The organism is Lactococcus sp. SK2-659, assembly GCF_020218185.2.
Classification (GTDB): Bacteria; Bacillota; Bacilli; order Lactobacillales; family Streptococcaceae; genus Lactococcus; species Lactococcus lactis.
This window is the reverse complement of sequence record NZ_JAIWQZ020000002.1, coordinates 533,740-545,399: the sequence shown is the minus strand read 5'-3', so window position 1 is coordinate 545,399 and position 11,660 is coordinate 533,740. Positions and strand designations below refer to the sequence as shown.

At 36.3% G+C, this 11,660-nt stretch carries 12 protein-coding genes and 1 tRNA gene; 1 reads left to right on the top strand and 12 read right to left on the bottom strand.

Annotated features, from left to right (window positions below):
• Nucleotides 1-106: 106 nt before the first annotated feature.
• The 10 genes from LDP15_RS09815 to LDP15_RS09770 all read right to left on the bottom strand — a co-directional run bounded on the left by LDP15_RS09815 (nt 107) and on the right by LDP15_RS09770 (nt 7,543).
• Nucleotides 107-1,243, bottom strand: coding sequence for an alanine--glyoxylate aminotransferase family protein (locus LDP15_RS09815; RefSeq protein WP_015425876.1), 1,137 nt, complete (start codon nt 1,241-1,243; stop codon nt 107-109).
• Nucleotides 1,244-1,786, bottom strand: a complete 543-nt coding sequence (locus LDP15_RS09810; RefSeq protein WP_015425875.1) for a TIGR01440 family protein — start codon at nt 1,784-1,786, stop codon at nt 1,244-1,246.
• Nucleotides 1,767-2,267 (bottom strand): ECF transporter S component, encoded by a 501-nt coding sequence (locus tag LDP15_RS09805; protein ID WP_015425874.1) that lies wholly within the window; start codon nt 2,265-2,267, stop codon nt 1,767-1,769. The genes LDP15_RS09810 and LDP15_RS09805 overlap by 20 nt, the downstream gene beginning before the upstream one ends.
• Before the next feature lie 39 nt (nt 2,268-2,306).
• Nucleotides 2,307-3,095 carry a bifunctional hydroxymethylpyrimidine kinase/phosphomethylpyrimidine kinase gene (locus LDP15_RS09800; protein ID WP_015425873.1) on the bottom strand — a complete coding sequence of 263 codons (789 nt, stop codon included), beginning with the start codon at nt 3,093-3,095 and terminating at the stop codon, nt 2,307-2,309.
• Nucleotides 3,096-3,127: 32 nt separating this feature from the next.
• On the bottom strand, nt 3,128-3,889 hold the full coding sequence (gene truA, locus LDP15_RS09795) for a tRNA pseudouridine(38-40) synthase TruA (RefSeq protein ID WP_015425872.1): 762 nt from the start codon (nt 3,887-3,889) through the stop codon (nt 3,128-3,130).
• Between the two features lie 147 nt (nt 3,890-4,036).
• Nucleotides 4,037-4,110 (bottom strand) — tRNA-Arg (locus LDP15_RS09790).
• 78 nt (nt 4,111-4,188) lie between these two features.
• Complete coding sequence (locus tag LDP15_RS09785; RefSeq protein WP_015425871.1) at nt 4,189-5,574, bottom strand: LCP family protein; 1,386 nt, start codon at nt 5,572-5,574, stop codon at nt 4,189-4,191.
• A 104-nt stretch (nt 5,575-5,678) separates the two neighbouring features.
• The gene (locus LDP15_RS09780; protein WP_015425870.1) at nt 5,679-6,197 is read right to left on the bottom strand and encodes a GNAT family N-acetyltransferase; all 519 of its coding nucleotides are present in this window, start codon (nt 6,195-6,197) and stop codon (nt 5,679-5,681) included.
• Nucleotides 6,194-6,640 (bottom strand): tRNA (adenosine(37)-N6)-threonylcarbamoyltransferase complex ATPase subunit type 1 TsaE, encoded by a 447-nt coding sequence (gene tsaE, locus LDP15_RS09775; protein ID WP_017864146.1) that lies wholly within the window; start codon nt 6,638-6,640, stop codon nt 6,194-6,196. Before tsaE ends, LDP15_RS09780 begins: the two co-directional genes overlap by 4 nt.
• Before the next feature lie 207 nt (nt 6,641-6,847).
• Nucleotides 6,848-7,543, bottom strand: coding sequence for a hypothetical protein (locus LDP15_RS09770; protein WP_015425868.1), 696 nt, complete (start codon nt 7,541-7,543; stop codon nt 6,848-6,850).
• A 111-nt stretch (nt 7,544-7,654) separates the two neighbouring features.
• Here LDP15_RS09770 and LDP15_RS09765 point away from each other — a divergent pair, with 111 nt between their 5' ends.
• A complete protein-coding gene (locus LDP15_RS09765) occupies nt 7,655-8,422 on the top strand; it encodes an alpha/beta hydrolase (RefSeq protein ID WP_003131528.1) in 768 nt (255 codons plus the stop codon).
• A gap of 57 nt (nt 8,423-8,479) precedes the next feature.
• On the opposite strand, the gene pgmB is transcribed toward LDP15_RS09765, so the two are convergent.
• Together pgmB and LDP15_RS09755 are read right to left on the bottom strand one after the other, a co-directional pair.
• A complete protein-coding gene (gene pgmB / locus LDP15_RS09760; protein ID WP_012897250.1) occupies nt 8,480-9,145 on the bottom strand; it encodes a beta-phosphoglucomutase in 666 nt (221 codons plus the stop codon).
• A gap of 145 nt (nt 9,146-9,290) precedes the next feature.
• Nucleotides 9,291-11,600 (bottom strand): glycoside hydrolase family 65 protein, encoded by a 2,310-nt coding sequence (locus tag LDP15_RS09755; RefSeq protein WP_015425867.1) that lies wholly within the window; start codon nt 11,598-11,600, stop codon nt 9,291-9,293.
• Nucleotides 11,601-11,660 lie beyond the last annotated feature (60 nt).

Below are 11,660 nucleotides of genomic sequence, written 5' to 3'. Positions count from 1 at the left end.
TTTTTCCTTTTTTGTCAAAAGTCTGTTTTTTAATTTTTCATGAACCATTGTAATATCAGATTTTTTCTTTTTATTTGTATTAGAATCTAAAAGCTTCACTTCTTTTTCAATTAAGAGCTTCTAAAAAATCTTCTTGTAAATTATTTTTAAATGCAATACCAAAATCTTCTAATACTTTTTGAAGCGCATATAGACTGTAAGCCACTTTATTTGGTCTCGCATTCTCTCCCATGTGCCCGATTCTTAAAACTTTACCTGCCAAATGATCAAATGATCCTGTGATCATCACTCGATAGTTCTCTCGCATTTTCCTTAAGATTTCTTGATCATTCAGACCTTCTGGCACTTTAATAACAGAAACGGTGTTTGAATAGCCATTTCGCAAATAAAGTTCCAAAGGAGAATTTTCAATGGCTTGTCTTGTCGCATGACCAATCATCGCATGACGTTTCAAAATTTCTTGGTCGGCAAGAAGATTATCTATCGCTTGGTCTAATCCATAGATATCAGAAATTGGCATGGTATATGGAAACCACTTTTTTTCATAATAATCTTTAAAAGTAAGGAGATTACAATAAAAACTTGCGATAGGACTTTTTCTCTCTGTCATCGCTTGATAAGCTTCTGTTGAAATCGATGCAATTGTTAAGCCTGGTGGAGCTGAAATCACTTTTTGAGAGCCACCAAGAGCGATATCAATTTGCCACTCATCGACTTGCAACTCTTCACCACCCATCGCCGCAACCGAATCAACAACGGTTAGAATGCCATATTTTTTTAATAGCGGACAAATCCTTGAGAGGTCATTTAAGACGCCTGAGGGTGTATCACAATGAACAACTGTTGCATATTTAAAGTCATGGTCTTTTTCTAAAAATTTTTCTAGAATTCCTAGGGAAAATGCTTCCTTTTCTGCACTTTCCAGTAGAATTGCTTCACCTCCGTAAAGCTTAATGAAATCACTAAAGCCATGACCAAAAATACCATTATCAAGCACAAGTACGCGGTCACCTTTTTCGGTTAACGAAGCACAAGCCGCTTCTAATCCTAAAATTCCCTCACCAGCTAAGACTCTGACATCGTTTTTAGTTTTTAAAAATTGGGCAAGTTTACTACAAGTTTTTTTGTAAAAGTCATAAAAGTCTAAATCAATATCTGGATTCGTTGTTGCCTTTGCTCTTGCTAATCGAACATTTTCAGCCACCTCAGTCGGACCTGGGGTCATGATTAACATCTCTTTCATTTATTTGTACCTCGCACGTTCTCCACCAATGAGTTTAGGACGTGATTTAAGAGCTGTTACATGAGCGCCACCAAGTTCTCTTAAAATTGGACGGACGGGAATTTGGACGTGTTTTACGTGCATTCCAATACTTGTATCACCAATATCTAAACCGGCTTGGGCAACAATATGTTCTACCTCAACTGGAGATTTAAAGAGTTGGTAGGCGGCAACTTGACCACTTCCACCAGCGTGGAGTTGCGGAATCACAGAAACAATTTCCCAGTCTTTTTTTTCGGCTAATTCCTCTTCAATGAGTAAGGCACGATTAAGATGTTCACATGCTTGGACCGCCAGATAAATTCCTTTGTCTGACAAGGTCTTGTGTATGACAGAAACAATGACCTGACCGATTTCACTAGAACTGGCATGGCCAATTAAACCACCATTTACTTCTGATGAAGATAAACCAAGAACAAAGACTTGACCAGCTTTAATTTCTGTTTGTTTGATGACATCATCGATAATGACTTGTGTGTCTTTTTTAAGCTTTTCTAAATCCATTTAAAATACCTGTCCTTTCAATGAGCGGGCTTAAGACTTTTGCTAAAGCAAAGCCAACCACAACTTGAATAATATTTACCCAAAGTCCCGCAATGGCTGAACCCCAGCCATACATTAATCCACCAACAATAAAATATCCTCCAACCATAAAGACAAGACTGACCAAAAAGTTAAGCCATTTGTATCTTGTTAATCCTGCGAGATAGCCTTGCCCACCATGAATAATTAAGCTGAAAAACATGTAGTTACTGTAGCCTGCAGTCAAATCAAGTAGAAAGGCTGCAAAGCCCCCAATTATTGCCGCCTCTCGTTTACCAAACAGAAAGACTGCTGTATAAATTCCGACATCCAAAAGGGTTAATATATTACCGGCTGAACCTGGAATAGGGAAAGTAAATAGGCGACCTAGAACAAAAGTGACTGCTGTCCAAATCGCAAGTAAAGTTAATTTTTTGATATTTCTGTTGTCCATGAGTTTCATCTCCTACTTTTCCTAGAAGTTTGGTTTACTTTTGGAAATTTATTTTTTATTTTGAAAAACACCATATTCATTTGCATTTTGAATGGCTTGATAAACGAAGTCTTTTGCATTCTTGACTGAATCTTTAAAGGGGTGATTATAAGCCATATTGGCCGCAATTGATGAGGCAAAGGTACAACCTGCTCCGTTGTTATTATTTTCTATAATCGGGCTTGATAATTCATAAAAAGCTTTTCCATCATAAGCAAGGTCAATGGCTTGTTTTTGGTCAAAGCGATTTCCTCCTTTGATGACGACATTTTTTGCTCCAAAATCATGCAAAAGTTTGGCTGCTTCTTTCATCTCTGATTTACTTTTTACTGACAGCCCTGTCAGTATTTCTGCTTCTTTGAGATTCGGGGTGATTACAGTCGCCAAAGGAAAGAGTTGGCTGATGAAAAGGTCACGCATTTCATTGACCGAATAGTCAGCATTTTCTTTAAAAACAATGACTGGGTCTAATATAATTGGAGTATCAGATTTCACTGACAGAGCTGTCAGCCAGTTTTTGGTCAGTTCAAGTATTTCTTTATTGGGTAATAGACCTATTTTTATGGCTGAAAAGTCCACATCGCTTAAACTTTCCAACTCTTCTTGAAAGAGTTCTTTTTCTACTGGATGAACAAAAAATTTATCTTCTTTGACAGTTACAATGCTTGTTAAGGCACAAAAGCCATAAAGTCCATTGGCTGCAAAAGTCGCTAAATCAGCTTGCATCCCGCCTCCGGATAGGATATCTGAACCTGCAATTGTTAGAATTTTTTTGCTTTCATTTAAATTCTTTGGCATCTTCTCTCCATTAATTTTACTGACAGTAGCTTTTAGATGTCAGTATTTTCCGCATATTTGACTTCTTTCAAATATAAACCTTCAGGTGCTGCTGTTGGTCCTGCAAAATCTCTATTTTTAGAGGTCAATATTTTATCTATTTGGCTGACAGGCATTCGGTCATTACCAATTTTAATGACTGTTCCAACCATGTTTCGCACTTGTTTATACAAAAAGCCATTGCCACGAAAAATAAATTTGAAATTTTCTTCGTCAAGACGGATAATTTCTGCCTGATAAATCGTTCTTACTTTGTCATCAACTGATGAACCCGATGCTGTAAAACCTGTAAAATCATGTTCTCCAACCAACTTTGACATTGCTTCTTGCATCCGCTCAAAATTAAGTGGATAGCGAAAATAGGCTTTAGAATGTCTTTGAAATGGACTCCGTGTAATTGAATTTTCTAGATAATACTCATAGGTTTTTTCATGCTTTTGATATCTTGCATGCCAATCATCTGGGACAAGTTCCACTTTTTTTACTGCAATATCTGCTGGGGTTTGAGTGTCTAAACCAAATCGCAGACGTTCCAAATCACGAACTTTACCCTTTAAATCAAAATGAATGACTTGACCAAAAGCATGAACTCCAGAATCTGTTCGGCCTGATCCTTGTAAAATAACTGGCTCAAAAGAATTTAACTTCGTCAGTACTTTTTCAATTTCTTCTTGAACGGTTCTTTGATTTGTTTGGCTTTGAAAACCTGCAAAATCTGTGCCATCATAGGCTATTGTGGCTTTGTATCTTGTCATTTTTCTATTATAGCACAATTTTTATTAGGACTTTATTTTCTTTTTTTATAATGGTTTATCCTTTTTAATATGTATCTTTTAAATTGCTTTTCGTAAAAAAATATAAAAAAATGCCCCACTACGAAGGTGGGGCGAGGTTTGGCACCATGATCCGAGGGGGATTCGAACCCTCGACCGTTCGCTTAGAAGGCGAATGCTCTATCCAGCTGAGCTATCGGACCAAATTGTTTCTGTCAGTAAATTTTTAAGCTAAAATTACTGACAGAAACAAGTTTATCATATTCTCTTATTTTTTTCAATTATTGACTTGTACCGTAGCCATAGTTCCCTGTGTTTGTATCATCTGTTCCATAGCTAGATGTTGTACTGTCATTACTATTATTATAGCCATCATTGTAAGTATTATCTTGTTGATAAGTAGAATCAGAACTCGATGTTGCCGTGGAATCACTTGCTGAGCTAGAGGAGCCCGAACTTGAATCTGATTGAACTGAGCCACCACTTGTCGAAACATAATTCCCTGAATTTTTAGAATTCAAAGAAACAAGATTTCCTTGCGTATCAACACCATAAGTCACCGTTGATTTCCCTTTTTCAGTTACAGTAGCTGACGGAAGATAATAAAAAGGTGCTGTTCCTGAACCAAAAACTGATTCATAAGTAATCAAACTGCTTGGCAAAGTGGTCACTGTTGATTCATCAAGCGATTTCTTCATGATATTTTGCATCGCGAGATAAATATCTGTTGGCATAAATTGATAAGAAGCACCATCAACCATTTGACCAACGCCTTCATATTGAATAGAAACTACTTTGTTAAAGCAATCTTTATAACCTAGTAATGAAGTAATTGTTGAGGCATTAATTGGGATATTAGTTCTAAAATCTTTTGAGGCTTCATTCAAAAATTGTTCATAGCGTGTGATATTATCTAAGGCTAAAATTTTCTTCATGAGTGCTGCAATGACTTCACGTTGGTGAGCTGCCCGACCATAGTCACCATTTGGTAAATGATGTCGGTCACGGGTATAAACTAAGGCTTGGTCACCATTAATATGTTGTTTTCCAGGTGGAACTTTCGCAGTATATTGCGGCTCTGTATCTGAAATATAGAGAGTTTGGCCTGTGGTATTGTTAATATCAATCCCACCAACATTATCAACCATATTAACTAGTCCATCAAAATTGACTGTTGCAAAACTGTCAATATTAATACCAGTCTGAGCACTAATAGTTTTCATGGCATAACTTACGGCATTTTTTAAACCGTCAGAAGATGACCCTGAGTTATAACCTAAGGGATATGCTGCATTCATTTTTTGCTTAGAAACAATGTTTCCGTCAGCATCTAAAATGTTAGTCATCGTATCACGTTCAATTGAAACCATTGTTGTCGTGTGCGTTTTAGGATTAAGCGTCATCAGAATTTGTGAGTCAGAATTCCCATTCCATGAATCGGAAGTTCCACGCCCTTCGCCTCCTGTGTCAACCCCCATAAGTAGGATTGTTAGAGGTTTAGTTGCCTGAATGACTTGTTCTGTCTTTTTATTCCCAGCATTAGTGTAAGTCATTTTAAAGGCTTTTGTTGTACTGTTCAGAACGGTTAATGTATATCCGCCTGCAGCAATTGCCGTTACTAAAATAATACTTCCAAGCATGAGAAGTGTTTTTATCCAAAGCTTCATATTAGCATTATATCAAAATTCTGATTTTTCACAACAAAAAAAGAAAAATTAGATTTTAATTTTTCTTTAATTATATTTAATTTTACTGACAAAAGGGTCAACTATTAGTCAAAAAATAAAACATATTCGCAAACATCAATTAATTGACCATTTTCATCTCGAGCGCCCCATTTTTTGACATTTTCTAATTCAAAATCAAACTTTTCATAAAGATGACGTGCCTTTTTATTACGTGCTTGGACAGTTAATTCCAAACGTTTGATTGTTCCAACTTCTTCTACCCACTCAAGTGCATCTTCTAGTAGAATCGTCCCAATGCCATAGCCTTGATAATCTTCTGACACAGCGATAAAAAGTTCCGCAATATGACGTACTCGATAATGATAATCCGCCGTCAAATGCAAAATACCAGCAATTTCTTCACCAACGAATGCAAGAAAATAAGCATTATTATCTTTTTCAGCTTGTTGATTTAAAAAGTCCGTCATTTCTGCTTCAGAGATTAAAATTCCTACTTCATCAATGGTCAAAAAATTACTTTCTGTTCCAACCTTATTGAGAAATTCAATGACTCTAGAACTGTCGGCGCCATTTGCTTCTCTAACAATTAGCTCTGTAGTCATAAGTTATTAACGAGCTCCTCATATCTTTTTCCATGTGGTTTCAAAATAATTTCACGCTCTTGATCGTTGACCAAATCTTTAGAATACTTATCAAAAATGACTTCCAGATAATTTTCTGGCAAATCATCACCTAACATTTCGCCCCATTCAATGACCGAAACCCCATCTCCGAATAAATAATCATCTAAATCAAAACTATCCGGGTCATCACCAATGCGATAAACATCCATATGATGGAGCGGCAAACGTCCTTCCAGACTTCTGACAATTGTATAAGTTGGACTTTTAACCATTTGATGAATATCTAAGCCCAAAGCCAAGCCTTTGGTAAAAGTTGTTTTTCCAGCCCCAAGCTCGCCAGTTAAAACAATAACATCTTGAGCCTCTAATTTTCTTCCCAATTTTTGTGCAAATTGTAACATTTCTTCTTCGTTAAATTTCATGATTTTATTATAACACATCCCCTAAGACACTATCTAACGTTTGCAACTGATGAATCTAAAAATAGTCAAACCTTAGAAAATTCCAGTATTGCCACTTGAAAAAGTTTATCTCCTTCATTATCACAGTCTTTAAAATAAAAGCTGTCAGTAAATTTTACTGACAGTTTTTCAAAAATTCGGGCAAAATAAAAAACCTTAAATGGCTTTTTATCTTCTTCTGCGACGATATTCTTTTTGTTGTTTTTTATGATTTTTGAGCAATTCATCCGCCTGCATATTAATTTGCTGAGTTTCTGTCAGTACTTTTTCTTCATTTGGTGCTTTTTTAGAACTTACTGATGGCTCAGCTGTCATTGAATTTGAAGGAGTTTTCCCATTTTTAGAAACTTGTGCCTTACTGACAGGATTTTTCTTCTTGCCACGACCACGCAGATGACGCACAAAGGCAATAATTCCCCCAATGATTGTGACTGATGCTGACAAACTGGTCAATGTCATCAAAAGAATATTGTTCCCTTTTGCATTATTGTTGACGGTTTCATTAATAATTGTGGTTGAATTTTTAGTTTCTTTTTGACTGCCAGAATTTTTATCTGTTGAACTATCTCGATTTTCTACTACCGGAGGCGTTTGATTTTGCCCAACATTATCTGTCTGATTTTGAGCAGTTGTACTTGTTTGTGTTTGATTTTGACTTGTCGAATTCGTTCCTTCAGAGGAACTTGTATTTTGCGAACTACTGCTAGCTGAACTTGCTGAATTTGAGGTACTTGAAGTCCCTGTTGAGCTTTGAGCTGTTGCATCTCCTGAACTTGCTGAAGTCCCGGTTGCCGTTTCTCCATAAGCAATCGTTCCAAAATTAAGCAAGGATATCAGACCTATACTATAAATAATTTTCTTCATAATCAAATTCTATGATAGTTTTCTTAAACGAACTTAAAATTTATTAATGTAATAAATAAACAACGAGGTACTTTGATATTTCTTTCAAATATTTTTTGGTACAATAAGCTTATGAATAAATCAACGTTTTCTTTAAATGATACTGCATGGGTTGATTTTTATCAGCTCCAAAATCCTCGTCAAAACGAAAATTATACTTTTCCTGCTATTATTATCTGCCCTGGTGGTGGTTATCAACATATTTCACAAAGAGAATCTGACCCTCTTGCCTTAGCTTTTCTCGCCCAAGGTTATCAAGTGCTTCTCCTTAATTACACCGTGATGAACAAAGGAACAAACTATAACTTTTTATCACAAAATCTTGAAGAAGTTCAAGCTGTTTTTTCTCTGATTCATCAAAATCATAAAGAATGGCAAATCAATCCTGAGCAAGTTTTCTTACTTGGTTGCTCTGCCGGAGGTCATCTGGCCGCTTGGTATGGTAATTCTGAACAAATCCATCGACCAAAAGGAGTTATTCTCTGCTATCCAGTGACTTCCTTCACTTTTGGTTGGCCTAGTGATTTGTCACATTTTAATTTTGAAATTGAAAATATCTCAGAATATAATATTTCGGAAAAAGTCACTTCCTCAACTCCTCCAACCTTTATCTGGCATACGGCTGATGATGAAGGTGTTCCTATCTATAACAGCCTTAAATATTGTGATCGACTCTCAAAACATCAAGTTCCTTTTGAAGCTCACTTTTTTGAATCTGGACCTCATGGTGTCTCTTTGGCTAATCGGACAACCGCTCCTTCTGATGCCTATTGTCTTCCGTCAGTACATCGCTGGGTTTCTTGGGCTTCTGATTGGTTGGAAAGACAAATCAAAAATTAAAAATACCACTCAAAAGTGGTATTTTTTATTCGTTTTATGTGATTTATTAATTACGAATCATTTTTGCTTTTGAAGCCAAACTTCTTTCAAAAATTCTAAAGTATAATGTGAAGTATCAGGCACAATGACGATATCATCTCCCAAATCTTCTGGGCGCCCTACACCAATTGGTAAAGCCCCTGAATCTTTGATGGCTTGAATTCCAGCTTGAGAATCCTCTAACCCAATTGATTCAGAGGGTGCAACACCCACTGCATGTGCTGCTGCAATAAAAATATCTGGTGCTGGTTTTGATGCCGCAACCTCAGCCGGATCAGCAATTGCATCAAAATATCCAGTTAAATTCATTCTCTCTAATAAAAATGGACCATTCTTAGAAGCCGACGCTAAAGCAATTTTTATTTTATTTGAACGTAAATCTTTGAGTAATTGTAAAATTCCAGGATAGACATCGGCTGGCGACACATCCTGAATCATTTTCACATAGTTATCATTTTTTCTCTTAGCAAGTTCTTTAAATTCCTCAGCTGATACTTTTTTATCAGCTAAATCTAGAATTTTCTGAAGCGAGTCTTCTCGTGAGACCCCTTTTAATTGCTCATTAAATTGGCGGTCAACACCATTAATGCCAATTTCTTCAGCCAAAGCTTTCCAAGCTCTAAAATGATACTCTGCGGTATCTGTAATTACACCATCTAAATCAAACAATACTGCTTTAAACATCTTTTTACCTTCTTTCTTGTCATTTTAAAAATATATTTTTAAGCAATGACTTTCCAAAATTACTGACAGAAATTCTGTCAGTAATTTTTTTATTAAAAAATAATTGTAAATCCTTGTATCAAAACTTTATTAAGAGTAAAACCATTTATTTTAAATCAAATTTAGTCTGCACTCCGGCTTTTAATTGAACCTCATCATCATAAACTTTGGTCAGTAAATCCGCCGACGCTGTCAGTAATAATTGTCCATTTTCAATCAAAATTTCAACTTTAGTTCCTCTAAAAATTTGATTAAATTTCAATTTTGTCCAGCTTTTTGGTAAATGAGGAGCAATTGCAAATTGGCCATCTCGCAGACTCAGACCAGCAAATTCATTTTGAATCACCTCAAGCGTTTCGCCCATGACCCCAATATGAACCCCTTCAGCCGTTGTTCCCCCTTGAATATCATAATAATCACTGCCAATTGCTGTAATCAAGAAATCCAACGCTTCATCAAAATCCCCTAATTTCACATCAATCCCAGCAAAAACCGGACGTGAAGTCGTTGAACCGTGAACAGTCCTAGCAAGATAATAATCACGGTTGACTTTCAACCAATTTTCGGGCAACTCATAAGCCAATTGTTTGACCAACTTAGTCACATGCTCCTGACCCAAATTGTAGATTAACATCAGCGTATCAGCCTGTTTAGCCACTTGATATTCGTCAGGCGAAATGCCTTCGGCCTTCATCAAACGGTCAATGCGATGAATATCCCCATATTTTGCTTCATAAGCTGCAAAGTCCACTTCCTTAAGCTCAAAATATTTAGCATATTGCGCAATCACACCATTTTCATCAATATCTAGATACAGTTTTTTCCGAACTTTTTGAGCTTTTTCAAGTAGTTCCTTAGGAATTTCAAATCCTTTTTCTGATAATTCTGTCAGCCAATTTAATTGCCAAGTGAGCATTAAATTAGTATAGGCATTATCACAGATTCCCCCTTCTTGCCCAGGATAGGCCTCATGATATTCATCAGGTCCCATGACCCCATCAATATGATAACGGCCGTCATCTCCTAATTCGGCTTTATTTAACCAAAACTTTGTCGTTTCAATGATTAAATCTAAACCACCGTCAGACAAAATACTTTCATCTTCTGTCAGTTGTGAGTAAATCCATAAATTATATACAATGGCTAAACTAACATGTCTTTGACGCCGGCTATTATCTGGTTCCCATTCATTATTTACTGTATTCAAATGAACAAATTGCGATTGTTCATCACCAATTAAGCCGGACTGCCACGGAAACATAGCTCCTTTTTCTCCATCAACCTTCGCATTTTCCTGCGCTGCGGTCAATCGATTGATTCGGTACAAGAGCAAATCACGCGCCGTTTCTGGCTCATTAGCCGCATAGTAAGGAAGAACAAAAATTTCATCCCAAAAGATATGGCCCCGATAGCCTTCACCAGTCAAGCCACGTGAACCTACTGATGCATCTAAAAACTGATTAGCACCATGCTGTGCCGCTTGACGAATATGGAAAATGTTCATCCTGACCATTCTTTGTAAATCTTCATGATCTGATTCGATAACAATATCGGCATCTGACCAAACTTTTTCCCAATAATTCGCATTATTTTCTTGAATTTTACTGACAGAAGTTGCTGACAGCTCTGTCAGTACAAACTCAACAGGATTTTTACTTTCATAAGAACTTGCAATGACAATCGTTTTATCAAACTGAACTTCTTGATTTTTTTGCAAATCAATTTCAATTGCTTCTGCTAAAATCTCATCATTCTCAGAATCTATTTTTTGGAAAGCCAATCCATTCAAAAATGATTTAGAAGCAATTGCAAGTTCAATTTCACTTGTTCTTGTTTTAGCAACCAAAAGTCCTTTGGAAATTTTTGTTACTTCAAATTCTTTACTATCAAAAGCCCGATAACGTTCAACATTTTGATTTAAAACTGAGCCATCAGTAAAAGTTTCAATTCTTAATTTACAAGAGAAGTCAGCAATAATTTCACCAACAAAACCAAAATCATGAAAATTAATCGGATCTACAAACTTTGTTGTTACTAAAGTCAAATTTCCTTTGGCCAATTTCACCTGATAACGTTCAATTTGCAAAGCATTTTTAAAATCAATTGTAGCTTGCTTTTCAACTGACGCTTCAAAATCAACCAATTCACCATCAATATATACTTTTATTAATTGAGGATTTGGCCAATTTACCATATCTTCATTAATGACATCATGTCCTGCGACTTCTGTACTCGTCCGGTTGAAGACACCAGCTACGTACAAGCCAGGATAATGATTGTCAGAACAAGTTGACCATAAAGGCGCACCTCGAAGCCCTAAATAACCATTTCCCAATGACATTAAAGATTCTTGACCATAAGAACGTTTCCCTACTTCTTTTTTATCATATTGGATTATCCAATCTTTTTCAGTCATTTTTCCCCCTCATATAAAACTAAAGGAAGCAGAATTTATCAGCACTGCCTCCAACTGAGT